Source organism: Rhodococcus sp. PD04 (genome assembly GCF_035918275.1).
In the GTDB taxonomy this organism is placed as follows: Bacteria; Actinomycetota; Actinomycetes; order Mycobacteriales; family Mycobacteriaceae; genus Rhodococcus; species Rhodococcus rhodochrous.
In genome coordinates this window covers 5,281,377-5,307,844 of the sequence record NZ_CP142143.1, presented here as the reverse complement: position 1 = coordinate 5,307,844, position 26,468 = coordinate 5,281,377, and the positions used below count along the sequence as shown (strand labels likewise).

The following is a 26,468-nucleotide window of genomic DNA, read 5'->3' as shown; positions in this document are numbered from 1 at the left end:
GATTATCCACAGGTGTGGACAACCGGGGGAATCACCCGGTGGATGTGTGGATGGGAGGTGTGTATTCGCTCAGCGGGCTCGTCGGCCCGGGCGGTCTGCGGGGATCAGTGTGACACACGGTGCGACGCGATCCGACTCCGTGTTCGGTGAACGCGCCCGGAGGAGCTGCGCGACGGCGCCCGACGAGGCGTGGGGCAGCGGGCCGTCACCGGCCGGCACATCGTCGTCGGACGGAGCGTGACGCGGGACTGCACAGGTAGTCGCGATGCGCCGTCGAAGACATGGCCCAAAGCGTACCCGAGCTGTGCCCTGGATCACATACCTTCTCGGCGAGTAGTTTCGCCGAATGCGTCCGGCGTGTCGCATTGATCGCCGCTGTTCGTCGCGGTTTGATTTCGCGCCCGCGTCCGAGTAGCCTCGAACAGTCACTCATACCGAGGTGACGGGTTCGTCCTGCTCGAGTCGAGCAATCGAATCCTGCGAATTCACGTACACGTTGGACGACGGTGCTTCCGCGCCGTCGCAGAATTATCGAGGAGTGTCGACCGTGGCCAAGGGCAAGCGGACGTTCCAGCCGAACAACCGACGCCGCGCGCGCGTTCACGGCTTCCGTCTCCGGATGCGCACCCGTGCGGGTCGCGCGATCGTTTCGGCGCGTCGCCGTAAGGGCCGCGCTTCTCTCACCGCCTGATTCCCTAACGGGAGCTCGGGGTGCTACCTGAGCCGTATCGACTGCGGCGCCACTCGGATTTCTCGGACACCGTCCGCCGAGGGCGTCGTCAGGGGCGGCGGGATCTGGTCGTTCACGTTCTCGAACGCGATCGCACCGAGTCCTTGGTGAGTGTCGGCGGTCCGCGTTTCGGACTGATCGTGAGCAAGGCTGTCGGGCCGGCGGTGATTCGACATCGAGTCGCACGCCGGCTTCGTCATATCTGTGCAGGTCTCGTCGAGGCTCTGCCCTCCGAGACCGACATCGTGCTGCGCGCACTACCCGGCGCCGCCACCGCGGACTCCCGCGAGCTCGACAAGCAGGTGCGGTCGGGCCTCGCCCGCCTCGGACTGCTCGACGCTGCTGCTCCCGCCTCGCGTGGGAGTGCTCGCACATGAACGAGCCCGAGCGGAGATCGTGGTGGCGGTCCCTGCGGTCTGCCCCCGCCCGGGCATTGATCTTCTGTATCGAGCTCTATCGCACCTATGTGTCGCCCACACGGATGCCGACCTGCCGATTCACCCCGACCTGTAGCGAGTACGCCGTGGAGGCGCTGCGCACGCGGGGTGTCGTCGTCGGTTCGGTCCTGGCAGTGGTGAGACTGCTCAAGTGTGGTCCCTGGCACCCTGGTGGGTGGGATCCGGTACCCGAACGGAAACATCGGTCGTCCCCTGTGGGTACCTGACCGGAGCCGAGACCCGAGACCGACGCCTCTTCGTGGCGATCATGGACGACCAGAGGAGTACATAGAGCCGTGCTCGACTTCATCTACTATCCCGTGTCCTGGATCCTGTGGGTCTGGCACAAAGTGTTCTCGTTCGTGCTGGCACCCGACAGCGGTTGGGCATGGGCGCTGTCGGTCGTGTTCCTCGTGTTCACGCTGCGTGCGATCCTGTACAAGCCGTTCGTCAAGCAGGTCCGCACGACCCGCCAGATGCAGGAACTGCAGCCCCAGATCAAGGCGCTCCAGAAGAAGTACGCCAAGGATCGGCAGCGCCAGGCGCTCGAGATGCAGAAGCTCCAGAAGGAGCACGGCTTCAACCCCTTGATGGGATGTCTGCCCGTTCTGCTGCAGGTTCCCGTCTTCATCGGCCTGTTCCACGTGCTGCGGTCGTTCAACCGCACCGGCACCGGTGTCGGTCAGCTCGGCCTGAGCCCCGAACAGAACGCCCAGCTCGGCAACTACGCGTTCAGCCCGGAGGACGTCCAGTCGTTCCTGAGCGCTCGCCTGTTCGGTGCTCCGATCTCGTCGTGGATCACCCAGCCGATGGCCTCTCTCGAGGCGTTCGAGCCGTTCGGCGGCATTCCGACGCGCTGGCAGATCGCCGCCGTCGCGGTGCCGCTCATGATCGTCGCCGGCATCGCGACGCACTTCAACGCTCGTGCCTCGGTCTCCCGTCAGAGTGCCCAGGCTGCCGCGAACCCGCAAGCCGCGATCATGAACAAGCTGGCCCTGTACGTCTTCCCGCTCGGTGTGCTCGTCGGTGGTCCGTTCCTGCCGATCGCCGTCATCATCTACTGGGTCAGCAACAACATCTGGACCTACGGACAGCAGCACCTCGTCTTCCGCCGTATCGACAAGGAGGAAGGGGAGAAGAAGGCTGCGGCTCTGGCCCGCCGGAACGAGAACGCACCGAAGCCGGGTGCTCGCCCCGACAAGTCCAAGAAGAAGGGCTCGGCCACCGCGCCCGATGCCCTCGATGCCTCGGTCGACGAGACCGGTGAGGTGTCGCTGCAGAAGGACTCCGCGGCCGGCGACGAATCCCCCGCGGCATCGAAGTCCGGTGCGTCCACTCCCAAGCCGGGCAGCCGTCCCAAGAACTCCAAGCGCAAGCGGCGCTGACCGAAGTAGAAGAGAGCTGAAACATGGCCAGTGACCTGGACAAGGTGGAAGAGGACCTCGCGGTGGCACCCGAGGAGAGCGACGCTGCGGCGGATGCCGATCTCGATGACGACGACTATCTCATCGAAGAAGGCGAGATCGCCGGCGACTACCTGGAGCAGTTGCTCGACGTTCTCGATTTCGACGGCGACATCGACCTCGATGTCGAGGGTGACCGCGCAGTCGTGAGCATCGACGGCGGCAAGGATCTGACCAAGCTGGTGGGTCGCAACGGTGAGGTTCTCGACGCTCTGCAGGAGCTCACCCGTCTCGCCGTGCAGCAGGCGACCGGCGAGCGCAGCAAGCTCATGCTCGACATCGCGGGATGGCGTGCGGGCAAGCGCGCCGAGCTCTCTTCGCTCGGCACGTCGGCCGCGAAGCGTGTGCTCGAGACCGGCAAGCGTGAAGAACTCGAGCCGATGACGCCGTTCGAGCGCAAGATCGTGCACGACGCCGTCGCGAAGATCGACGGTGTGTCCAGCGAGAGCGAGGGTGCGGAGCCGAACCGCCGTGTGGTGATCGTCAAGGATTGAGTCGGCCGCGCCGACCGAAGAGGGACTCTGCGTCGTCAGGGTCCCTCTTCGCCTTTTCGTACTGATGCTGTGGGCCCCGATGTTGTTTCGGGTGAGCCGACAGGAAAGGATGTTTCACGTGGAACAGCACGAGGCGGAACTGTCGGCGGTCGCGCAACGGGTATTCGGGGATCGGATCGAACTTGCCGAGCGGTACCACCACTCGTTGTCGACGGCAGGTGTCGAGCGGGGACTCATCGGCCCGCGCGAGGTGCCGCGCCTGTGGGAACGACACATTCTCAACTGCGCCGTGGTCGGCGAACTCATCCAGGACGGTGAGACGGTCGTCGACGTGGGAAGCGGCGCCGGACTGCCGGGTATTCCTCTTGCCCTCGCCCGCCCCGATCTCCAGGTCACTCTCGTCGAACCGCTGCTGCGCCGCACCGTCTATCTGGCGGAGTTCGTCGAGTCCAACGGGATCGAGAACATCCTCGTGGTCCGTGGCCGTGCCGAGCAGCCGAGTGTCCTCCAGGAGGCCGGCGGCGCAGACGTCGTCACCTCCCGTGCCGTCGCCCCTCTCGCCAAGCTCGCCAAGTGGTCGCTCCCCCTCGTTCATGAGGGCGGCCGGATGCTCGCGTTGAAGGGTTCGTCCGCTCGAGAAGAGATCGACCGTGATCGCGATGAACTCGCACGCCTCGGTGCCGGCAATCTCGAGGTGCTCGAGTGCGGAGGTGATCTCCTGCCGACACCCACGATCGTCGTGAAGGCCGAGCGGATTCCGCGGCCGGCGCGGCGTCGCAAGAAGCGCTGACCGAATCGGTCGGCGCGACGATCGCCGCAACACCCTCCCCTCCCTACCGGGTCGGGAGGGTGTTGTCGTTTCCGAGACATTTCTGTTTCGACTCGAGGAATCTACTCGAGTACTTTTCCGGTTCGAAACGGTCGTTTCGGACGTTGTCACACCAGACCCAATCACCCCAGGGAGTTTCGTCACTGTGATGTTTCTGGTTCTTATGGTCGACTCGCGATGAATTACCTTCCTATGCAATGGAATTGGCATTATTCAAGGTGAATTACGTTGGGGAACAACGTGTCTCCACCCGGGCATTCACTGTTTGCAACTCTCCGTGTCTGGAGTGCGCACTGTTTCACGTGAAACCATCGAGCCCCTCCTCCGTCTGTTTCACGTGAAACAACTCCCCGCGCCGTTTCACGTGAAACGTCACCCGGCCATGTCGCCGACGGAACCTAGAATGCGGATGGGATACTGAACCAACCGAGAATGCGTGCGCGTGGTCGGGAGGCCGGGGACAGCTCCGGGCCCCCGGGACTCGCATTCTCTCTTCGGCGCCTCGACTCGGTCTTCGAAGTCGCGACCGGGAAGCGACGAGGATGTAGCGTGCGAACCGAGCGGATCTACGTGTAAGGAGTGTTCTATGACGGGTGGATCTGAATCCGCTGTTTCACGTGAAACCGGAGGCGTCGAGGACGACTTCTCCCCCGTACCCTTCGACGGTTTCTCCACCGTCGACACCCCGATCGGTGCGGCGGCTCATCGCGCCACCCAGGTCCTCCACCCGAGCGACGCCAACTCGTTGCCCAAGCCGCGCGAGCGTCGCGTCTTCACGATCGCCAACCAGAAGGGCGGGGTGGGTAAGACCACCACGGCGGTGAACATCGCCTCCGCGCTCGCCGTGCAGGGACTGTCGGTTCTCGTGGTCGACCTCGATCCGCAGGGCAACGCAAGCACCGCGTTGGGCGTGCCGCATTACTCCGGTATTCCCTCGAGCTACGAGATCCTCCTGGGCGAGATCAACGCCGACGAGGCCGTGCAGCAGAGCCCGCACAACGAACGTCTCTTCTGCATCCCCGCCACGATCGATCTCGCGGGCGCCGAGATCGAACTCGTCTCGATGGTCGCGCGCGAGAACCGCCTCCGGAACGCTCTCACCAAGGAGGCGCTCGGCGACCGCGAGTTCGACTACGTGATCATCGACTGCCCGCCGTCGCTCGGTCTGCTCACGGTCAACGCACTCGTCGCGGCCAAGGAAGTCCTCATCCCCATTCAGTGCGAGTACTACGCACTCGAAGGTGTCGGGCAGCTCCTGCGCAACATCGAGCTCGTTCAGTCGCACCTCAACCCCGAACTGCACGTCTCCACCGTCCTCCTGACGATGTACGACGGTCGCACCAAGTTGGCCGATCAGGTCGCCGCGGAGGTGCGGGCGCACTTCGGTAGCGCGGTGCTGCGTTCGGTCATCCCCCGCAGCGTCAAAGTTTCCGAAGCTCCCGGTTACGGGATGACGGTTCTCGACTACGATCCTGGATCGCGCGGCGCGATGAGCTACCTCGACGCCGGGCGCGAGTTGGCGGCACGCGGGGCACACGAGAATCAGGGGAACGGATGAGCGCGACACGTAAAGGCGGGCTCGGTCGAGGTCTGGCAGCACTCATCCCCACCGGTCCTCCGGTGGACGCAGAGCAGAAGCCCGCGACCGCCCCGGCCACCGCTTCCACGGCCACTGCTCCCACCACGACCGCGGCTCCGGCCACCCCTGCGCCGGCCAAGTCCGCACCGTCGAAGCCGGCTTCGGGTGGGCAGTCCAAGTCGGCCGCGGCGCGGCGCGCGGGGTCCTCGGTCCTGAACCTCCCGTCGTCCGGTCTGGGCACGGCAGCCGCCGACCTCATCATCGGCGACGGCAGGACGCCGGCGCCCGCGTCCCCGGCGGAGCCGGTCGAGTCCGACGCGGCACGAGCATCCGGGGCGGCAGCCGAGAGCGAACCCCTCCCCTCCCCCACCGGAGCGGTGTACCTCGAGATTCCGATCGACCGAATCGAGCCCAACCCGAAGCAGCCGCGTCAGGTCTTCGACGAGGAAGCGCTCGCCGAGCTCGTCCACTCCGTCCGCGAGTTCGGGCTCATGCAGCCGGTCGTGGTTCGCCGCCTCGAGGGCGACCGCTTCCAGCTCGTCATGGGCGAGCGTCGCTGGCGTGCCGTCCAGGAGGCCGGCCTCGACACGATCCCCGCGATCGTCCGCGACACCGAGGACGAGTCGCTGTTGCGCGACGCGCTGCTCGAGAACATCCACCGGGTGCAGCTCAACCCCCTCGAAGAGGCGGCGGCCTATCAGCAGCTGCTCGAGGAGTTCGAAGTCACCCACGAGGAACTCGCGAGCCGGCTCGGACGGTCGCGTCCGGTCATCACCAACATGATCCGGCTGCTCAAGTTGCCGGTCGCGGTGCAACGACGCGTGGCGGCCGGAGTGTTGTCGGCCGGACATGCGCGTGCCCTGTTGGCGCTCGAGGCCGGTGCCGACGCCCAGGAGGCACTCGCCGCACGCATCGTCGCGGAGGGCATGTCCGTGCGAGCGACGGAAGAAGCCGTCGTGCTCGCCAACCGCAACGACACCCCCGAGGCTCCGCAGCAGAAGCGTCGGAAGCCCATCCAGATGCCCGGGTTGCAGGACGTCGCGGACCGTCTGTCGAACTCCTTCGACACGCGCGTCACGGTGAGCCTCGGCAAGCGCAAGGGCAAGATCGTGGTGGAGTTCGGTTCGGTCGACGACCTCGAACGCATCGTGAAGATGATGGAGTCTCAGACCGATCTTTCTTGACTCCTCGTCGGAGCAGGACAACAGTCTGTAGACGAAGGACGTGGAGGCGAGCTATCCCGTGTCGACCCGAGTATCACCGCTCACGCTGAGTGGGATCGAGCAGTTGCCTGCTCATGCGCGACGGTGCGTGTTCTGGGAGTTGGATCCCACCGCGGCGCCCGACGTACAACACTTCGCCGACCCCGAATTCGAGAAGGAAGCATGGCTGTCCATGGTCCTTCTCGAATGGGGATCGTGCGGCCAGATCGCGACGATCGGCGACAAGGCCGCCGGGTGTGCGCTCTACGCTCCCCCGGGCATGGTGCCCCGCTCGCGGGCCTTTCCCACCGCCCCCGTCAGTGCCGACGCGATCCTGCTGACGTCCATGCGGACGGAACCGCACGCGGACGAGCTGGACGTCGGAGCCGACCTCATCCGCGGTGTCGTGGCCGACCTCGTCCGCCGCAACGTCCGTGCCATCGAGGCCTTCGGGATCCGGCGCACCGCCGACGTGGAGGCGAGCGATGTGCCGCACGCGACGGCCACACTCGGGTGCTCCGACACGGAGTGCATGATCGACGCCGACTTCCTCGAGGACATGGGCTTCGAGGTCGTCGCACCCCACCACCGCTACCCGCGCCTGCGTCTCGAGCTCGACCGCGACCACGAATGGAAGCTCGCCGTGGAGGCCGCTCTCGACCGGCTCCTCGAGGAGTCCTCCCTCACCGTCGAGAGCCTGACCGCAGGTTCGGCGGTCGGCGCCCACTGAGGCGATACGTCCACCGGACGCCGATGCCGATACGTCCACCGACACCGACGAAAAAGGACCGCCCCCGCAGACTCTGCGGGGGCGGTCCTCTTCTTGCGTACGGGGCCGGCTAGTGGCTGTCGGAGATGGACAGTTCCTCGGCGAGCAACTCGGCGAAGGTGTACGTGCCGGTCGGCTGGTCGTCCTGGCCGAGCAGGTACAGCCGCTTCACTGCAATGAGGATCGCCTCGGCGATGGTGTCGCGGCTGCGCGGATCGGCGAGCAGCGCGGCGTCGTGCTCGTTGGTGAGGTAACCGAGATCGATCTGCACCGTCGGCATGTTCGTCAGACGCAGCAGATCCCAGGTGCGGCCGTGGCTGCGGCAGTCCTGCAGGGTCGTGCGGGCGACGATCTCGCGCTGGATGTAAACGGACAGCACCTGGCCGATCATCGATTCGGAACCGTGCGAGTTGCCGTAGTGGAAGCTCGCGATGCCGTTCGCGGCGGGGCTGCGGCTCGCGTCGCACCGCAGCGAGATCATGAGGTCGGCGCCGAACGCGTTGGACGTGCCCGCGCGTTCCACGTCGGTCGGATTCACGTGGTACGGCCGCGACAGGAAGGTCTCCATGCCCGTCGCCGCCATCCGGCCTTCGAGCCGGCGCGCGAGATCCCACAGGATGTCGGCCTCGGAGATCGGGCCGTGGGGGCTCGGCACGATGATGCCGTGGGTGTTGCCACCGAGACCCGGGTCGATGACGATGCGCTTGCCGCTGAGCTGAGGACCGGAGCGGCGCACGATCTCCTCCTCGGAGATCGCGTGGGGCGACCCACCCGACACGCGCGTGCCGAGCAGTTCGAGCGAGCGCAGTGTCTCGGCACCGCAGATGCCGTCGGAGGCGAGTCCGATCTCGCGCTGGAAGGAGCACAGACCCTCGTGGGTCTTCGGACCGAAGTAGCCGTCCACGCGGTCGACGTAGAAGCCGAGATCCTGCAGGCGGGTCTGCAGGGCCGCGACGTCGTCGCCGTAGAGCGGAGCGGAGAGCTGATACATCAGGGTGCGCGCACCGAGCTTGTACGACGCTTCCTTCAGGGAACGGTAGGTCGCGGGTCCCACGATCCCGTCGACGAGAAGACCGCGCTGCTGCTGGAACGCGCGCACTGCTCCGTCGAGTTCACGATCGAATGCGACGTCCGATCCCATCCAGTCGCCCGACTCCTCGGGCTCGTTGTGCAGGAAGCCCAGGCCGGCCAAGGTGCTCCGGATCTCGGCGACCGCCGGACCGTGGTCGCCGTGACGAAGAGGGCGCATGTATCGGGCCTTTCCGTGCTGACCGGATCGGTGCCCGGCGTGAGGGCTGGGCAGCATCGAACGGGGGTTGGATGAAGGATGTGCCCGTGAAGACGGGCTCACGGGCACATCCGAGAGGTTGATCCTGGGACGGTACTACAGGACGTCCGCGAGATCCCGAAGCAACGCCGCCTTGCCCTTGGCCCCCACGATCGTCTTCGTCGGCTTGCCACCGGAGAAGAGGATCATCGTGGGAATCGACATGACCTGGTAGTCACGTGCGGCCGACGGATTGGCGTCGATGTCGAGCTTGGCGACGGTCAGCTTGTCGCCGTGCTCGGCCGCGATCTCCTCGAGAACCGGAGCGACCATCTTGCACGGACCGCACCAGGTGGCCCAGAAGTCGACGAGGACGGGCTTCTCGGACTGCAGTACGTCCTCGACGAACGACGAGTCGGTGATGGTGACGGTGTTCTTGTCGGCCACGGGTGTCTCCTGAATCTCGGGATGGAATGTGGAACGGCTGGTGGGATCAGGCCTCGGCGAGCGTGGGCGCCTCGACCTCACGGTTCGCGACGAGCCACCGCTCCGCGTCGATGGACGCCGAGCATCCGGTGCCGGCGGCGGTGATCGCCTGGCGGTAGGTGTGGTCGACGAGGTCGCCCGCGGCGAAGACACCCGGCACGGAGGTCGCGGTGGACGGCGCCGAGACCTTCACATAGCCCTCGTCGTCGAGGTCGACCTGACCCTTGACGAGCGAGCTGCGCGGGTCGTGGCCGACGGCGACGAACAGACCGGTGACGGGCAGGTCGCTGCGCTCGCCGGTGACGGTGTCCTCGAGGACGAGGTTGGTGACGCTGTTCTCGCCCTGCACCTCGGCGACCTTCGCGTTGGTGACGAAGCGGATCTTCTCGTTGGCGCGGGCGCGCTCGAGCATGATCTTCGACGCGCGGAACTCCTCGCGGCGGTGGATGAGGGTGACACTGCGGGCGAAGCGCGTCAGGAAGGTCGCTTCCTCCATCGCGGAGTCGCCGCCGCCGACGACGGCGATGTCCTGGTCGCGGAAGAAGAAGCCGTCGCAGGTCGCGCAGGCGGAGACGCCGCGGCCGAGCAGCTGCGACTCACCGGGCACACCGAGGTAACGCGGCTCGGCGCCCATGGCGAGGATGACGGCATGGCTGCGGTAGGTCTCGCCGTTGGCGACGACCGTCTTGACCGCGCCCGTGAGGTCCATCTCGTCGACGTCCTCGGTGCGCAGATCGGCGCCGAAACGCAGTGCCTGCTCGCGCATCTGGTCCATGAGTTCGGGGCCCATGATCCCGTCCTTGAAGCCCGGGAAGTTCTCGACCTCGGTGGTGGTCATGAGCTCGCCACCGAACTGCGTTCCCTCGAAGACGAGCGGGGCGAGTTCAGCGCGGGCCGCGTAGATGGCGGCGGTGTATCCGGCCGGTCCCGAACCGACGATGATGAGGTCGTGAATCGTGGGCGAGGTCGTCATGCGGCGGAGCCTTCCGGTTGGGTGATCGGGGGCGCGAGGACTGCGGGCGGTCCGGCCGAAACCGGACGGCAGCCTACAGATACTGTCAACACCAGGGTAAACGGTGTTGTTCCCCTCCCGCCGTGCGTCCCGCCACAGACGCCCTGTACGGACCGGTCGGTCCCCCGACCGGCCCGCCCCCGATGCGAACCGGGACGGTCTCAGACCGCGTCGGGCACGTCCCGCAGCGTCTCGCGGATCACACAACGCGTGCCCGTGTAGATGGTCGGCATGCACTTGTTGCAGTGGATGCACAGACCTTCTCGAGCGGTCTTCTCCTCGAACTTGCGGACGAGATACGGATCACGCAACAGCGCGCGTCCCATAGCGACGAACTCGAAGCCTTCGTCGAGCGCCGTCTCGATGGTGTCGAGCCGGTTGATGCCGCCGAGGAGGATCAGCGGGATCTTCAGTTCCTCCCGGAACTGGCGGGCCATGGGCAGGAAGAATGCCTCCTCGAACGGCAGCTTCGGGAAGATCTTCGGCCCGTAGACCTTCAGTCCCCAGCCGACGACCTTCGGCTGCGACTCCTGGAACTCCTTCATCGGGACGTCGCCGCGGAAGAAGTACATCCCGTTCAGCAGCGAGCTGCCGCCGGTGAGCTGCATGGCGTCGATGGTGCCGTCGGATTCGATGAGCTTGGCCATGGGCAGCGACTCGTCGAGCCACAGACCCTGGGGCACGCCGTCGGTCATGTTGAACTTCGCGATGACGGCCACCCCCTCCCCCACTGCCGTGCGGACGGCCTCGAGCACGCGACGCGGGAAGGCGGTGCGGTTGGCGATGCTGCCGCCGTACTTGTCGGAGCGCTTGTTGAGATTCGGGCTCATGAAGGAACTGAGCAGATAGTTGTGGCCGAGGTGGACCTCGATGGCGTCGAATCCGGCCTCGACGGCCAGGCGCGCGGCGCGTGCGTAGTCCTCGACCACCCGATCGAGCTGCTCGAGTGTCGCGCCGCGGACGAGCCCCATGGCGGGGGCGCTGATGCGTGTGGACGGCGCGAGCGTCTTCATCTTGTTGGAGATCTGGTTGGCGACGAGTCCGGCGTGGCCGATCTGCGCGGACGCCAGACCGCCGGCGGTGTGCACGGCATCGGTGAGCCGGGTCAGGCCGGGGACGGAGTCGGCGTCGAGCACGAGGGTGTCGCGGTGGACGCGGCCGTCGTGGGAGACCGAGCAGTATGCGACGGTCGTGAGGGCGGTGCCGCCGCGGGCGACCTCGGCGTGGAATTCGACGAGTTCGTCGCTGACTGCGCCCCGGGGCATGACGCCTTCGAAGGTCGCCGCCTTGACGATGCGGTTGCGGAGGGTGAGCGGCCCGAGTCGGGCCGGCTCGAACACGGTGGGTCGCGGCGAAGACATGCCCCTACTTTCGATGCCAGTGGTACCGTAATTGCGTTTCGACTATAACGCTCGTCACACTCCGCGCCAGATCGATTCCCATTCGGTCCCGACAACACGGAGCCCATGCCCGGCACTGCTCCGGGGCGTCCCCGCGACCCCCGAATAGACAACGACGTCCTCACCGCCACCCGCGAGATGCTCCGCACCCACGGATGGGACGGGTTGAGCCTGCGGGCCGTCGCCGCCCGCGCCGGCGTCGGCCGCGCCGCACTCACGCGTCGGTGGCCCACCAAGGCCCACCTGGTGCTCGACGCGCTGCTCGGGTCCGCGCCCGATCTGACGCCCTACGACGGCATCGATCGCAAGGGCTGGATCGAATGGGTGGTCACCGGGAGCATCGAGCTGTTCTCCCGGCCGGAGGTCCGCGCTGCGCTCCCGGGGCTCCTCGCTGCCCTGCGGGACCACGAGGACCTCCGCAACACGCTCTGGCGCACGTTCAGCGGCCCCAGCACCGCTCTGTTCGCCGACGGCGACGGTTCGGACGTCGAGACCGACGCCAAGGCGGTGCTCGTGATGGCAGCGGGGTCGGCGCTGTTCGCCGGTCTCATCGCCGCTGAGGACGACACACCCGCGCTGCGCGCGCGGATCCTGGAACTGTTGTCGACCGTGGCGTAGCGCCGAAACCGAGCGGCGGGTCAGCCGATCGCCTTGCGGGCCAGTGTCGCGGGATCGTCTGCATCGCAGTCGGTTCCGACCACCAGTGCGGTGAGCGCCGGCGCATCCGGCCCGCTCATCAGGACGAGGACGGCATCGTCGCCGGCGAATCGCACCGCGCGGGAGCCGATCGGTGACCGCCCCTCGAAACCGTTCGCGTCCAAGCAATCCCGGAGACGATCGGCACCACCCAGAAGACCGGGGTCGGTATCACCGATCATCGCCCGCAGGGTGGAGGGTTCGAACAGGGCCTCGTCTTCCGCTGCCGCGACGGGAACGCCGGTCGGGTCGTCGCTACCGAAAGCCGTTCCGCGCACGACCACCACGAGCATCACCGCCACTGCGGCCGCGACCGCGGCACCGGCCACAGCCCAACCGCGACGCCGTGCGTTCCGGGACGGCACGGACCGGACGCCGGACCGGTCCTCCGCGAGCGCGGTACCGATGTGCGCGACGATCTCGGGCGGAATCGACTCCGTCGGTGGAGCGTCGCGCAGGGCCGACAACCGCGCCCGCGTCGCATCGAGCCGTGCCAGATACGCGACGGCCTCGGGATCGCGGCGCACACGCGGCCACAACCGGGCTGCGAACTCCTCGTCGAGCACCCCGGCATGCAGATCGGCGAGCAACTCCGCAGAGTACGGCGGACGCACCTCGGCGGAGCTCGACGGACGCACCTCGTCCTCGTTCATGCGCGACTCTCCTCCGCGGCTCGGCATCCCTCACCAGAGTAAGACGGAGGAGGATCACGATCGGTTCCCCTCGGAACGAAGGTCGTCGAGAAGAAGTGCGAGCCGACTCCGCGCGCGAGCACAGCGGCTCTTCACCGTTCCCTCCGGAACACCGAGCCGGCGCGCCGCCTCCCGGACGGAGAAACCTTCCACATCGACCGCGACGACGGCCGCCCGCTGTTCGGGTGGCAGTGCGAACAGGGCGGATTCGATGTCGAGTGCGATCTCGGTGTCGCGGATGGGATCGCGCGGGGTACGCAGGTCGTGCGAATCGTCCTCGAACAGTGGGACGGTCACGCGGACACGGTTGCGGCGGATACGATCGAGGCACGCATTGACGACGATCGAGTGCAGCCAGCTTCGGACCGCGGCGTCCTCCCGGAAACCCGAGGCCCTCCGGTGCGCCGAGAGCAATGCCTCCTGCAACGCATCCGCGGCGTCCTCGTTCGAGTAACTGGTCCGCCGCGCGACCTGCCACAGATGGTCCTGATGTCGGGCCAGCAAGGCGGAGAAGGCATACCGATCGCCTGCGACGTGTGCTGCGAGCAACTCGGCATCCGACACTCCATCGGACGCCACCCCGTCCGACACACTCCCGCCGTCGTCGACACCCTCGTCGGGCACGGCGATTTTTGCGATCCCCCCGAAAATTCGCACGCGCGGATGGTAGCCGATCCGGACGATTCCGCCCGGCTGTCGGCGGTCAGCGTGCGGCTTCGAATTCCACTTCGGAGATGGAACTCTTGTTGCTTCCGCCGCTCGAGCTCAGATCGGTGATCCACACCAGCACGTGCGAGGTCTGGCCGTCCGTCTCGACCGGGATCGTGGTCTCACCGGAAGCCAGTGTGCCCGAACCGATCACCTGCGTCTGATCGAGCGACGTCGACTCGGACGGTGCGCTGCGCACCTCGACGACCGTGCCCGGTGTGTCGGTGGTGACCTTTACCGCGGACAGTTCCGACGCGTCGGCGAGCGTGAACAGAAGTCCGACACCGTTCTTCAGCGAGGGGAACGGATCGAAATAGGCATCGGTGCTCCACGACGTGGACGGATCACCGTCGATCGCCTGCGACGCGGTGGCGGGCGAATCGGGTGTGCCCTGAGGTGAGAACACCGAGACGGAGGTCGCGGAGACCGGAGCGCTCGCCGCGGGTCGCGGCGGCGCGGCCGCGCCCTGCTCGTCGCCCGCCCCGTCCTCGGCCGGCGCCTCGGCGGTGGGGGTCAGACCGAACTCCTGGCTCGTCAGCGGAGCGTCGTCGGCATCACCGGCGAGCAGGTTCGCGATCCACCATCCGATGAGCGCGAGCAGCAGCACCGTCGTGGCACCGAGCGCGGCCAGGGCGACGAGCATCCGCTGCGAATGCTTCTTCTTCTGTTCCAGCGCTTCGGGATCGGCGAGAGCGTGCGACTCCGCGGCGGCAGCGCGCTGCCCGATCCGCAGTGCCGGGATCATCTCGGTCTTCTGGTCGACGACCGACGCCTGATCGAGGATGTGCTGCACGGTCGCGGCGGTCCGGATGCCGCCGTCCGCGGACAGGGCACGAACCGCGACCGCCGAGATCTCGAACGGCACGTCGGGACGCAGGACGCGCGGCTCCACCGGCACACCGTCCTTGCGGTCGGGTTCCGGCATCCCGCCGACGGTGGCACCGCTGTGGTGCGCGACGGGAGCGCCAGCCGGAACCGGCGGCTCGCCCAGCGGCCAGCGTCCGGTGATGAGTCCGTACAGGCTCGCACCGAGACCGCGCACGTCGGACATCGCGTCGGAGTCGGAGAACGTCGCGGGGAAGGCCAGCACGGCGTCGCCCGCCACGCTGATGCGGATGCGGTCCGGGTGGTCGATCGACAGGGCACTGCCCGCTCGATGCGACGCCTCGGCCGCAGCCGCGAGTGCGCGGATCGCGCGTGCCGCACCGATCGGCGACGGCTCGGTGGTCGACATCTCCTTCAGCGACCGGCCGGGGGTCCACTCCGAGACGACGATGCCGCCCGAGCTGCCGCGCACCACGTCGAGGACGCGGGCGAGACCGGGCGAGTTGATGCGACCGAGGCGCAGGGTGCGCGAGAGCACGGCCTGCGGCGAGTCGGGGCCGGTGCCGTCGGCCGCGCGCTGCTCCGCGTCGACGAAGGTCAGCGCGACCTCGCGATCGAGCTTGACGTCGAGCGCCTGCCAGAAACGCAGGCCACGTGCGCCGCCGTGCGGTGCGAGCAGACGGTAACGACCACCGGCGACCGAGGCACCGGCAATGAGATCGGGGCCGCGCATCGGACGGCGCGGCTGGGAGGCCGGACCCGCGACGCGCACCGGCGGCAGCTGCGGGGATCCGACCGGGATGACACCCGTGTCGAGGTTCGGATCGCGCGGCGGGCGCTTGCCGTCCTTGTCGGCGGACTTCTGCCGTGCGGCGGCATCGATGGTGGACTTGCCGGCAGCGTGGTCGTCGCTCACCCTCACTCCTTCGTTGTCGACTCGTCCACTTCCGGTGTGCAGACGCGGGTCGCCGCTGGGGGCCGCGAAGAACCGTGGTCGACGGCTCCCGGACCGTACCTGCTGCTGATCAGGGTACGGGAGTTGTCCGTGCGCATTGCTGCGACCGGGCACGTCCCTGATGGCGGGCATGACCTCTGTGATGGCGTCATAAGGTCCGACGCCGTACTCGCCGTAGTCGATACGCGGCAGGATGACGGTCTTCTCGGCGTCCGATTCGGCGTAACGCGGACGCGGGACGGGGGCGGGAACCGGTGCCTCGTCGGAGGTGGTTCCGGTCTCGGGCTCGGCGGGGGCCTCCTCGACCGGGGCGGTGCCGCGCAGCGCCGCGACCTTCCGTCGCACGGCCGCTTCGATCGCGAGGATCTCGGGCACCTTGAGCAGGTACATCCCGACCAGCGCGACGAGCACCATCAGCACACCGTTGAGCCCGACCCGCACGAGCGAGCCGATGCCCCCGAAACGGTCGGCGAGCACGTCGAGCTGCAGGAGACGATCGGTGACCAGCACGACGACCGCCCCGGCGAGCGACGCGAGCACGACGTGCCAGACGGTGCGTCCGACGTTCGCCATCTGCAGGTTGCCGAGCGTGCGGTGCAGCAGATAGCCGCCGATGAACGCTCCGACGGTGAACGCGATGCCGGTGGCCGCGCCGAGGAGCAGCACCACCTGCTCGTCGTCCGCCGCGACGACGGGGGCCAGCGCGGACAGGCCGATCTTGACGGCGGTGATGCCGAGGATGATCCAGGTGGGGGTCCAGGCCTGTTCCCGGGCGTAGAACACGCGCAGGTGGATGAGCACCAGGGCGTACGGGATGAGCGTGAACGCCGACCAGCTCACCGCCTGACCGAGGCGTTCGGCGTTGCTGCTGCCGAAGTTACCGTAGCCGTACAGCGCGGCGCCGACCTGCGACCCCGCGATCGTCAGGAAGGTGACGATCGGGATGAGCGAGATCATGGTCAGGCGGGTCGCGACGGACAGGTCGTCGACGACGGCCGGGGTGTCGTCCGCGGCGGCGTTGCGGCTCAGGCGCGGCATGATCGCGGTGAGCACGGTGACACCGAGGACGCCGTAGGGCAGCTGCAGCAGCAGCCACGCGTTGTTGTAGATCGCCGGTCCGGCCTCGTCGGCCCCCGACGACACGCGCGTGGCGAAGACCATGCCGGCCTGGCTGATCAGCACGTAGAGCACGATCGCGGCGGCCATGCCACCGAACTGCCGGAGCCGGTCGTCGAGACCCCACAGCGGCCGGAGGTTGATGCCCTCGCGGCGCAGCGCGGGTACCAGGCACATCGCCTGCGTGACGACGCCGAGCAGCACGCCGATGCCGAGGACGAGCAGTTTCGGATCGCTCATCCGCACCGGATCGAGGGTGATCTCGCCCGGCATCAGGTAGTAGATCACCAGGACGGAGAGCACCACGAGGTTGTTGCACACCGGGGCCCAGGCGCCAGGCTTGAACACCTGCCGGGTGTTGAGGATGCCCGTGAACAGGCCCGACAACCCGTAGAACATGATCGCGGGCAGGAGCAGGTACGACAGCGCCGTGGTCAGCGACGTCGAGACCTTGCCGGACTCGTCGAGGAAGACGTGGGTGGTGAGGACCGGGGCCGCGGCCACCGCGAGAACGGTCGCCGTGCCGAGCAGCACCAGCGCTGCGGTGAACAGTCGCCGGACGAAGGCCTCACCGCCGTCGGGGTCCTCCCGTTCGGCCCGCACCAGCACGGGCACGACGATCGAGGTCAGGACGGCGCCGAGCACCAGCTCGGAGATCATGTTGGGGATCTGGTGCGCGACGGTGAACGACGACGCGACGCTCGCCCCGAGCAGGGTCAGGATGAGCAGCTGCTTGAGGAAGCCGGTGATACGGCTGACCAGGGTCGCGACGGCGATGGAGCCGGTCGCCGCGAGCAGGCTCTGCGGCTTCCTGCGACCGGATGCGACGCCCGTGATGTCCGGTGAGGTGGTGGGAGAGTCCGACGGTCCCGGGTGCGGGTGCGTCTCCACGTCGTCCCGTGTGGAGTTCCCGGTCATTTCTCGTACCCTTCGTCGGCTGGATCCGGCTCTCCACGGAACCGGTGCAGAAGTCGTCTGCCCGCCAGGAACAGCAGGAGTGCTCCCGCACATCCCGTGACGACGGCGAGGATCTGGCCGTACGCATTGGAACGTACCGTCACCGTCGTCGAGCTGCCGAGAGGCAGGCCGGACTCGGTGGTGAGGGCGAACTCCAGCCGGAGGTTCCGCGAGTCGCTGATCTGTGCCGGCACCGTGAGGGTGCGGCTGCCGCGCGGCGGGAGCTGGGTGGGCCCGATGTCGGTGATGTCCACCGTGTCGGGCGCGTCCACCTGCAGTCGCACGGTGATGCCCACGGGCAGGTCGTTGCGCGCGGTGAGCAGCAGCGGACTCTGTTCGGACGTCAGGGTGTAGACACCGCCGGTCGAGATGACCGTCACGGCGTCGTAGATGTCGTCGACGGCCTCCCGCACCTCGGCGGCGCGGTGCTCACCGGTCGCGTAGGCACGGTCGGCGTCGGCGCCACGACGACCGGACAGGCTCATCGCGCGCAGCAGGTCCTCGCGCAGCGGGGCGGTGAACTGACGCGGGGTGAGCTGGGCCTGCGGGTCCTCGACCAGCGCCGTCTGGATCGCGTCGAGGCGGCCGATCTGCTCCTCGGCCTCGGACACGACCGCGGCGGAGGCACCGTCGGTGATCGCCTGTTCGGGATAGACCAGCAGCGAAGCGGTCGGATCGTTCGCGGTGTTCGCGGCCGCGTCGACGAGCGCGCCGAGCGGTCGAGGCGTGGTCAGGCCCGAGCGGACGAGCGTGGAGAGCATCGACAGCACGGAGGCGGCGTCGTCGGGCGATGCCGACCAGTTCTGCGGCGGTGCGAACAGCACCGATCGGCCCGCCGCCGGCAGCGCCGCGCCGGTGACCTCGCTGACCGTCGGCACCATGGCCGGCCAGGCCAGCGCGCCGAGAGCGTCCTGCAGGCGGGCTGTCGAGGAGTCTCGGGAGAGGTCGTAACGCGCGGAGGAGGGGGCGAAGGACGGCGTCTGCGGGTCGGTACCCATCCCGGCCAGTGCCGCGGACGCGGACGAGTCGAACAGGACGGCGGTGAGGCCGGAGACACCGGAGATCCGGAAGCCGTTGCCTCCCGGCGCGGTGGACGGCGTCGACGACGTGCCCGCGAGCAGGGTGCGTCCACCCTCGACGGCGTTGTCGGACAGCAGAGCGGTCACCGGGCCGTCGGCGGCGAGCATCGATCCGGTCTTCTCGGTGAGCACGCCGGAATCGGGCCACATCACGCCCGGGGTGGAAGTGACGCCGAGGACGGAGTCGACGATCGCCGCCGGTGATTCGAGCGCGGAGTCGGTCAGGGACGAGTCGGCGAGGTCGGCGAGGGCGGTGAGGTCGACCTGCGCGAACGGCACGGCCATCGTGCAGGTCGTCGCCGCGAGGGCACGCAACCGCTCGAGCCAGGCGGCCGCGGCATCCGTGCCCGACCCCGGCCGCGCGTCGCCGGTCGGTTCGTCCGGATCCTCGACCACGAGATAGTCGCGTGTCATGTTCGCGACGGTGACGAGCAGATCCGGGTCGATCGCCAGGCACAGTCCCTCGAGGACGCGGGGTTCGGTGCGGGCGGTGTCCTCGACGGCGCGCAGCAGACCGTCCAGCCTTCCGCCCTCGGCGAGCGAGGTCGCGAGGTCGTCGTCGATCAGGCGTACCGGTTCGGTGCCGGAACCGGCCACGCCGGCCGCGAGCCTCGGCCGGTCGGCCAGCGGCCACAGCATCGTGACCGCGGCGGGACGGGACACGTCGGGCGGTACGGCGGGGAACGCCTTCTCGTCGCTGTCGAGCAGGCCGTCGTCGGAGGAGCGGGTCGTGCCCCGCGACCCGCCGTTGCCCGTCCGGGTCTCCCCTGTGTCGTTCCCGGTGGTCTCTGCGTCCTCCGTGACCTCGTCACTTGCAGGAAGCGCGAGAACGGGCAGCAGGAAGCGTGCGTCGTCGAGCCGCGCCGCGCCGCCGTACTCGGGGACACCGTTGACGTTCACCAGCAGCGGGTAGACGCCGGGGGTGTCGATGTCGAGCGACGGCACGAGTTCGGAGCGCAGCGGCAGTTCGAGTTCGAAATCGGCGCGCTCACCCTGCCCCAGCCGGTCGGCGACCTCCTCGAACTCACCGACGGTGTCGAAGCCGGCCTGGTCGAGGGACAGCGAGGTGCGCAGCGCCGCGGAATCGGAGACGACCGGTGCGCGCTGCAGCCGCACCCAGACGTCCTCGACGTCCCGGTCGCCGATGTTCGCCACCGTGCCGCGCACCGTGACGACGGACTCGCTCGTGAGGGTCACCGTCTGCGGCGTCACCTCGTCGATGCTCAGCTCGAGGAAGCGCGGCTCGTCGGGGTCGGTCTGGGCTGCGGCCGGGTTCGCCGTGGCCGTCGGGAGAAGAGTCGTCGGCAGAAGAGCCGTCACGCCTGCCGTTGTGAGGACGAGTACGAGCACGGCGAGCACCGCGGCGCCCGCCCGGGACACCACCACCGTCATCCGCGTGGGGCCCCCGGTTCGTCGACGTCGGGGAGTCGTTCGTGGTCCATCTCGGCGATGAGACGATCGGCGATGTCGGCCAGCTTGCGTTCGTCGGCGTACGCCAGGCGGGTCCGCAGTTCGCGCAGCGGCACCCACGCCACCTCGGTGACCTCGACGTCCGCGTCGGAGAGTTCTCCGCCGAGATAACGCAGCAGGTAGTGGTGCACGGTCTTGTGGACCCGGCGACCCTCGGTGACGAACCAGTAGTCGATGCTGCCCAGCTCGGCGAGCACCGAACTGCGCACGCCGGTCTCCTCGCGGACCTCGCGCATCGCGGTCTGCTCGGCGGTCTCACCCTGCTCGATGTGACCCTTCGGCAACGACCACAGCAGGCGGCCCCGCCGGTCGGTACGGCCGATCAGGGCTGCGCAGAGTTTCTCGGGCGGACCACCGAGTCCGTCGACCACCAGACCTCCTGCGGAGGTCTCGCGGACGGTCCGCATCCGAGGTCCGGGCGAAGCGGACGATCCGGGCGAAGCACCGTGTGCGGTCTTCTTCGTGCCCGCGCCACGCCGCCGCGAGCTGCGGCGGTTACGGTTGGCACGTTCGGCGGGCGACACCTCATAGATAGTAGATGGAGGGACGTCGGTCCCGGCTCAACCACACGAACGCGCTGCTCGGTAAGGTGCAAAGACGTGAACTCCCCCACCGCAGACACCGACCGTCGCACCCGGCTGCTCGCCGGAGCCGAGGCCACTCTGCGCGATCTGTCCGAGATCCTCGCCCCGCTGGGGGCACGATTCGCCGAAGCCGGACACGAGCTGTATCTCGTCGGGGGCAGCGTGCGCGACGCGGTGCTCGGTCGTCTCGGCACCGACCTCGACTTCACCACCGACGCGCGTCCGGAGGTCGTGCAGGAGCTGTTACGCGGTTTCGTCGACCACCAGTGGGACACGGGCATCGACTTCGGGACGATCAGTGCGGTGAAGGGACTCGAGCAACTCGAGATCACCACCTTCCGCAGCGACGCCTACGACCGTGTCACGCGTCACCCCATCGTGGAGTACGGCACGAGTCTCGAGGACGATCTCGTGCGCCGCGACTTCACCGTCAACGCGATGGCCGTGCGGATCGGACCGGACGGTGCGGGTGAGTTCGTCGATCCGCTCGGCGGCATGGACTCCCTGCTTGCCGGCGTGCTCGACACCCCGGCGAAGCCCGAGGACTCCTTCCACGACGATCCGCTGCGCATGCTGCGAGCGGCACGGTTCGTCTCCCAGCTCGGCTTCGCCCTCACCGAGCGCGTGCACACCGCGATCGTCTCGATGGCCGACGAGATCCTGCGGATCAGCGCCGAGCGGGTACAGGCCGAGCTCGACAAGCTGATCCTCGGCGACTATCCGATCGAGGGCATCGACACGATGGTCGAGACCGGTCTCGCGCAGCGGGTGATCCCCGAGATCCCCGCGATGAAGCTCGAGATCGACGAGCACCACCAGCACAAGGACGTGTACTGGCACTCGCTGACCGTCCTGAAGCAGGCCATCGACCTCGAGGACGGCGATCCCGATCTCGTCCTGCGGTGGGCTGCGCTGCTGCACGACATCGGCAAGCCCGACACCAAGCGCAACGAGCCGCAGGGCGGCGTCAGCTTCCACCACCACGAGGTGGTCGGGGCGAAGCTCGTGCGCAAGCGCATGCGCGCGCTCAAGTACTCGAAGCAGATGATCGAGGACGTCAGCCGCCTGGTCTTCCTGCATCTGCGCTTCCACGGCTACGGCAAGGGACAGTGGACGGATTCGGCCGTGCGCCGCTACGTGCACGACGCCGGGCCGCTGCTGCCCAGGCTCCACAAGCTGGTGCGCGCCGACTGCACGACCCGCAACAAGCGTCGTGCCGCCGCACTGCAGGCCACCTACGACGGTCTCGAGGAGCGGATCGAGCGGATCGCCGCCGAGGAGGATCTCGCCAAGGTCCGGCCCGATCTCGACGGCAACGCGATCATGGAACTACTGGGTATCCCCGCAGGTCCGACGGTCGGCAAGGCGTGGAACTTCCTCAAGGAACTGCGGCTCGACCGCGGCCCGCTCGACCGCGAGGAGGCCGAGGCCGCGCTGCTCGAATGGTGGGCGGAGCAGCAGAAAGCGTAGACCCGAACGTCTGATCTCACATCGCCGTGACGGCGACGTGAGCCAGATGTCACCGCGTGCTCACCGCGGGTGACGCCACCGCAACACCGCTTCTCCAGCATGGACACCGGCGTAGTCGAGACGGTGTCTAGGAGTTGCGGGATGCAGGACGAGATCACCACGGTGAAATCCACCTGCTCCTACTGCGGTGTGGGATGCGGGATGCTCCTCGACGTCGCCGTCGACCCGGAGACGGGCGACCGACGCGTGGTGAGGGCATACGGAGACAAGGACCACCCGACCAACAGGGGTCGGTTGTGCACGAAGGGCGCAACGAGCGCGGAGATGCTCGCGGCCGGGGGCCGGCTCGGGACGGCATGGATGCGTTCCGAGCGGGCGGCCGATGTCGCCCCGCTCCCCCTCGACGATGCGATCGCCGAGACCGCGCGGCGCCTGAGCGACATCGTCGCGATCCACGGCCCCGACGCGGTGGCCCTCTACGTCTCGGGACAGATGTCGCTCGAGGCCCAGTACCTCGCGACGAAACTCGCGAAGGGATACCTGCGCACCTCGCACATGGAATCGAATTCGAGACTGTGCATGGCCGGCGCCGCGACCGGCTACAAGCAGTCGCTCGGATCCGACGGCCCGCCCGGCTCGTACGAGGACTTCGACCGTGCCGACGTGTTCTTCGTGTCGGGTTCCAACATGGCCGACTGCCATCCCATCCTCTTCCTCCGCATGATGGATCGGGTCAAGGCGGGAGCGCGACTGATCGTCGTCGATCCGCGACGCAGCGCGACCGCCGACAAGGCCGACCTGTTCCTGCAGATCACGCCGGGCACCGATCTGGCGCTGCTCAACGGACTGCTGCACCTGATCGTCGAGAACGGGCACGTCGACCGCGCCTTCGTCGAGGAGCACACCGACGGCTGGGACGCCATGGAGTCCTTCCTCGCCGACTACCCACCGCACGTCGTCGCCGAGGTCACCGGCCTGGCCGAGGCCGACATCCGCACCGCGGCGCAGTGGATCGGCGAGGCCGGCGAGTGGATGAGTTGCTGGACGATGGGTCTGAACCAGAGCATCCACGGCACGTGGAACACCAACGCGATCTGCAACCTGCACCTCGCGACCGGGGCGATCTCCCGCACCGGCAGCGGGCCGTTCTCCCTCACCGGCCAGCCCAACGCGATGGGTGGCCGTGAGATGGGCTACATGGGACCGGGTCTGCCCGGTCAGCGCAGTGTCCTTTCCGACGACGACCGTGCGTTCGTCGAGGACCGCTGGTCGCTGCCGCGCGGCACGCTGCGCACCGAGGGCGGCGCCGGCACCGTCGACATGTTCGAGCGGATGGCGGCCGGGGAGATCAAGGCGTGCTGGATCATCTGCACCAATCCCGTGGCGTCGGTCGCGAATCGGTCCACCGTTCTCGAGGCGCTCGGGAAGGCCGAGCTCGTGATCGTGCAGGACGTCTATCGTGAAACCGAAACGGCTTCGTACGCAGACGTTCTCCTCCCCGCTGCCCTGTGGGCCGAGTCCGAGTACGTCACCGTGGGATCCGACCGCACCGTCAATCTCCTACAGCAGGCCGTCGCACCCGTCGGCGAGTCGCTGCCCGACTGGAAGATCATCGCGCGGGTCGCGCAGGAGATGGGTTTCGGCGACGCGTTCGACTATTCGAGTGCCGAGGAGATCTTCGAGGAGATCACCGGATTCGCGAACCCGCAGACCGGATACGACCTGCGCGGCATGACCTACGACCGCCTGCGGGAAGGGCCGGTGCAGTGGCCGTGCCCACCGGAATCGGCCGAGGCCCGGCACCCCGTCCGCTATCTCAACGACGGGACGAGCCGGATCCCGGTGGTGCGCGAGGACGGATCCCGTCCGCGGTTGGCCTTCGCGACCCCCGACGGCCGCGCCCGCTTCTTCCCGCGCCCGCACATGCCCGCCGCGGAGATGCCGGACGACGACCACCCCTTCGTCCTGAACACCGGACGCGTGCAGCACCAGTGGCACACCCTCACCAAGACCGGGAAGGTCGAGAAACTCACCAAACTGAATCCCGGGCCGTTCGTCGAGATCAACCCCGATGATGCACAGCGACTGTCGATCGTCGACGGCGACCGGGTGGAGATCGCATCGCGGCGCGGCTGGGCCGTGCTGCCGGCCGTCGTCACCGACCGGGTGCTGCCCGGGAACTGCTTCGCCCCCTTCCATTGGAACGACCTCTTCGGCGACGATCTCGCCATCAACGCCGTGACGAACGACGCCGTCGACCCGGCATCGCTGCAACCCGAATTCAAGGTCTGCGCCGTGTCGGTGGAGAAGATCGCGAGTGCGGTCGAACCGGTACTCGAGAGCGGTTCGGTGCTCGACCGTCTCGAGTCCGCGCTCGGACTCGAGACGATTCCCGCACCCACCTTCGACGACGCCGAACGCGGTTATCTCGCAGGGCTTCTCGCAGGACTCAGGACGGCGGACATCACTGCCGCGCCGACCCTTCCCCCTACCGCGCCGTTCCCGGCCGACAAGCGGGCATGGGTCGACGGACTGCTCGCCGGGATGTACGCGCACTCGGCTCCCGTTCCCGGCGCGACACCCACCGAGGCCGTGCCGGACGGACCGGCCGTCGTGGTGGCCTGGGCGTCGCAGACGGGCAACGCCGAGTCCTTCGCGGCGAGTTGCGCGCAACGACTCCGCGACGCCGGGCGAGCCGTGAAACTGACGGGGCTGAACGAACTCGACGTCGCCGCACTGGCCCGGATCGACGACCTCGTGGTCGTCACGAGCACCTTCGGCGACGGCGACCCGCCCGACAACGGCGGGTCGTTCTGGCGGGGACTCGAGGCGGACAGTGCACCCGAACTGACCGGAACACGGTATGCGGTCCTGGCCTTCGGCGACTCGAGTTACGACGATTTCTGCGGATTCGGACGTCGTGTCGACGACCGTCTGAGTGCTCTCGGCGCGACCCGCCTGACCGAGCGTGTCGACTGCGAACCCGGAGAGGACGAACGCGCACAGAACTGGCTCGAGTCGCTCGTACCGATGCTGGGAGGCTCGACGACCCCGGCTGCCCCGGTCGCGCCGGCTCCGGCCTCTCCCGCCTACACCCGCAACTCGCCGCTCGTCACGCGGATCACCCGCAATGTCGCACTCAGCGGCGCGGGTTCGGCGAAGGATGTGCGCCAGTTCGGATTCGAGATCTTCGATCCCGCATTCGAATACGAGGCCGGCGACGCCCTCGGGGTGATGCCGACGAACGGCCCGGAGGCCGTCGACGAATGGCTCCAGGTCACCGCCCTCGATGCGGAGACCGCCGTCGAACTCGGCGACCGTCCCACCGTGCCGCTGCGGGAGGCCGCGACCCGTCATCTCGATATCACGCGGGTGACACCGGAACTGCTCCGGTTCGTGCAGAAGCAGAGCGGCAGTGCCGAACTCGCGAAGCTGCTGCGACCGGGCAACAAGATCGAGCTGCAGCAGTGGCTGTACGGACGGCAGGCGATGGACGTCATCGCCGAGTACCCGTTCAAGGCGCCCTGGGACGAATGGAAGGACCTTCTCGGCCGTCTGCGTCCGCGCCTGTACTCGATCTCGTCGAGCCCGAAGACGAATCCGCGCGAGGTGCAGCTGACGGTGTCGGTGGTGCGTTACGAATTCGAGGGTCGCTCCCGGGCAGGTGTGTGCTCGTCGTTCCTCGCCGACCACAGCAAGGGTGTGGACATCCCGATCTTCGTGCAGCGCAACGAACACTTCCGGCCACCGGCACCCGAGACCGACATGATCATGATCGGCCCCGGTACGGGCATCGCACCGTTCCGCGGTTTCCTCCACGACCGGCGCGAGGCGGGGCATACGGGCCGCAACTGGTTGTTCTTCGGAGACCAGCGATCCGAGACCGACTATCTCTACCGCGACGAGATCGAGTCGATGCACGCCGACGGTTTCCTCACCGAGCTGGGTCTGGCCTTCTCCCGCGACCAGCGGCAGAAGATCTACGTGCAGGACCGGATGCGCGAGCACGGCGCGCAGGTGTGGAAGTGGCTGCAGGACGGCGCCCACTTCTACGTGTGCGGCGATGCCGGACGTATGGCGAAGGACGTCGACGCGGCCCTGCGCGAGGTGGTGCAGGCGCACGGGCGGCTCGACCGCGACGCCGCCGCGGCGTACGTCGAGCAGATGGCCGCCGACAAGCGGTACGTCCGCGACGTCTACTGATCTGCTTGTCGGTCCGCACATGCGGATATAACGTGTCATTCATGA

At 68.0% G+C, this 26,468-nt stretch carries 21 protein-coding genes; 12 read left to right on the top strand and 9 right to left on the bottom strand.

From position 1 onward, the window contains the following. Positions 1-547: 547 nt before the first annotated feature. The 9 genes from rpmH to U9J23_RS24395 all read left to right on the top strand — a co-directional run bounded on the left by rpmH (position 548) and on the right by U9J23_RS24395 (position 7,464). Positions 548-691 carry a 50S ribosomal protein L34 gene (rpmH, locus tag U9J23_RS24435; protein ID WP_006550910.1) on the top strand — a complete coding sequence of 48 codons (144 nt, stop codon included), beginning with the start codon at positions 548-550 and terminating at the stop codon, positions 689-691. A gap of 20 nt (positions 692-711) precedes the next feature. Then, positions 712-1,107 (top strand): ribonuclease P protein component, encoded by a 396-nt coding sequence (gene rnpA, locus U9J23_RS24430; protein WP_080968211.1) that lies wholly within the window; start codon positions 712-714, stop codon positions 1,105-1,107. Next, a complete protein-coding gene (gene yidD / locus U9J23_RS24425; protein WP_080968210.1) occupies positions 1,104-1,394 on the top strand; it encodes a membrane protein insertion efficiency factor YidD in 291 nt (96 codons plus the stop codon). The genes rnpA and yidD overlap by 4 nt, the downstream gene beginning before the upstream one ends. A gap of 69 nt (positions 1,395-1,463) precedes the next feature. Next, entirely contained in the window at positions 1,464-2,552 is a 1,089-nt protein-coding gene (gene yidC / locus U9J23_RS24420; RefSeq protein ID WP_059381948.1) for a membrane protein insertase YidC, read from the top strand. A 23-nt stretch (positions 2,553-2,575) separates the two neighbouring features. Continuing rightward, positions 2,576-3,124 carry a Jag family protein gene (locus U9J23_RS24415; RefSeq protein WP_059381947.1) on the top strand — a complete coding sequence of 183 codons (549 nt, stop codon included), beginning with the start codon at positions 2,576-2,578 and terminating at the stop codon, positions 3,122-3,124. Positions 3,125-3,233: 109 nt separating this feature from the next. After that, positions 3,234-3,914 carry a 16S rRNA (guanine(527)-N(7))-methyltransferase RsmG gene (rsmG, locus tag U9J23_RS24410; protein WP_059381946.1) on the top strand — a complete coding sequence of 227 codons (681 nt, stop codon included), beginning with the start codon at positions 3,234-3,236 and terminating at the stop codon, positions 3,912-3,914. Positions 3,915-4,539: 625 nt separating this feature from the next. Then, on the top strand, positions 4,540-5,511 hold the full coding sequence (locus U9J23_RS24405) for a ParA family protein (protein WP_326600845.1): 972 nt from the start codon (positions 4,540-4,542) through the stop codon (positions 5,509-5,511). Further along, a complete protein-coding gene (locus U9J23_RS24400) occupies positions 5,508-6,716 on the top strand; it encodes a ParB/RepB/Spo0J family partition protein (RefSeq protein ID WP_095091996.1) in 1,209 nt (402 codons plus the stop codon). The genes U9J23_RS24405 and U9J23_RS24400 overlap by 4 nt, the downstream gene beginning before the upstream one ends. 58 nt (positions 6,717-6,774) lie before the next feature. Beyond that, complete coding sequence (locus U9J23_RS24395) at positions 6,775-7,464, top strand: hypothetical protein (RefSeq protein ID WP_059381985.1); 690 nt, start codon at positions 6,775-6,777, stop codon at positions 7,462-7,464. Between the two features lie 109 nt (positions 7,465-7,573). Here U9J23_RS24395 and U9J23_RS24390 read toward each other — a convergent pair whose 3' ends face one another. From U9J23_RS24390 to U9J23_RS24375, 4 genes are all read right to left on the bottom strand, one after another. Next, the gene (locus U9J23_RS24390; protein WP_059381944.1) at positions 7,574-8,752 is read right to left on the bottom strand and encodes an N-acetylmuramoyl-L-alanine amidase; all 1,179 of its coding nucleotides are present in this window, start codon (positions 8,750-8,752) and stop codon (positions 7,574-7,576) included. A gap of 135 nt (positions 8,753-8,887) precedes the next feature. Next, on the bottom strand, positions 8,888-9,217 hold the full coding sequence (gene trxA / locus U9J23_RS24385) for a thioredoxin (protein ID WP_006550900.1): 330 nt from the start codon (positions 9,215-9,217) through the stop codon (positions 8,888-8,890). Between the two features lie 46 nt (positions 9,218-9,263). After that, positions 9,264-10,229 carry a thioredoxin-disulfide reductase gene (trxB, locus tag U9J23_RS24380; RefSeq protein WP_059381943.1) on the bottom strand — a complete coding sequence of 322 codons (966 nt, stop codon included), beginning with the start codon at positions 10,227-10,229 and terminating at the stop codon, positions 9,264-9,266. A 200-nt stretch (positions 10,230-10,429) separates the two neighbouring features. Further along, a complete protein-coding gene (locus tag U9J23_RS24375) occupies positions 10,430-11,629 on the bottom strand; it encodes an NADH:flavin oxidoreductase (RefSeq protein WP_326600844.1) in 1,200 nt (399 codons plus the stop codon). 105 nt (positions 11,630-11,734) lie between these two features. Between U9J23_RS24375 and U9J23_RS24370 the strand changes: the two genes are divergently transcribed. Beyond that, on the top strand, positions 11,735-12,286 hold the full coding sequence (locus U9J23_RS24370; protein ID WP_059381941.1) for a TetR family transcriptional regulator: 552 nt from the start codon (positions 11,735-11,737) through the stop codon (positions 12,284-12,286). Between the two features lie 20 nt (positions 12,287-12,306). Here U9J23_RS24370 and U9J23_RS24365 read toward each other — a convergent pair whose 3' ends face one another. The 5 genes from U9J23_RS24365 to U9J23_RS24345 form a co-directional block, all read right to left on the bottom strand. After that, positions 12,307-13,017 carry a hypothetical protein gene (locus U9J23_RS24365; RefSeq protein WP_064059884.1) on the bottom strand — a complete coding sequence of 237 codons (711 nt, stop codon included), beginning with the start codon at positions 13,015-13,017 and terminating at the stop codon, positions 12,307-12,309. A 54-nt stretch (positions 13,018-13,071) separates the two neighbouring features. Then, positions 13,072-13,620, bottom strand: coding sequence for an RNA polymerase sigma factor SigM (gene sigM / locus U9J23_RS24360; protein ID WP_059381984.1), 549 nt, complete (start codon positions 13,618-13,620; stop codon positions 13,072-13,074). 139 nt (positions 13,621-13,759) lie between these two features. Further along, entirely contained in the window at positions 13,760-17,578 is a 3,819-nt protein-coding gene (gene murJ, locus U9J23_RS24355; protein ID WP_326600843.1) for a murein biosynthesis integral membrane protein MurJ, read from the bottom strand. Further along, positions 17,575-20,088 carry a DUF6049 family protein gene (locus U9J23_RS24350; protein ID WP_326600842.1) on the bottom strand — a complete coding sequence of 838 codons (2,514 nt, stop codon included), beginning with the start codon at positions 20,086-20,088 and terminating at the stop codon, positions 17,575-17,577. Before U9J23_RS24350 ends, murJ begins: the two co-directional genes overlap by 4 nt. Next, positions 20,085-20,690, bottom strand: coding sequence for an NUDIX hydrolase (locus U9J23_RS24345; protein WP_059381938.1), 606 nt, complete (start codon positions 20,688-20,690; stop codon positions 20,085-20,087). The genes U9J23_RS24350 and U9J23_RS24345 overlap by 4 nt, the downstream gene beginning before the upstream one ends. 75 nt (positions 20,691-20,765) lie before the next feature. Here U9J23_RS24345 and U9J23_RS24340 point away from each other — a divergent pair, with 75 nt between their 5' ends. Both U9J23_RS24340 and U9J23_RS24335 read left to right on the top strand, forming a co-directional pair. Further along, complete coding sequence (locus U9J23_RS24340; RefSeq protein WP_059381937.1) at positions 20,766-22,220, top strand: CCA tRNA nucleotidyltransferase; 1,455 nt, start codon at positions 20,766-20,768, stop codon at positions 22,218-22,220. A gap of 141 nt (positions 22,221-22,361) precedes the next feature. Then, the gene (locus U9J23_RS24335) at positions 22,362-26,423 is read left to right on the top strand and encodes a bifunctional nitrate reductase/sulfite reductase flavoprotein subunit alpha (protein ID WP_326600841.1); all 4,062 of its coding nucleotides are present in this window, start codon (positions 22,362-22,364) and stop codon (positions 26,421-26,423) included. The last annotated feature ends 45 nt before the right edge of the window (positions 26,424-26,468 follow it).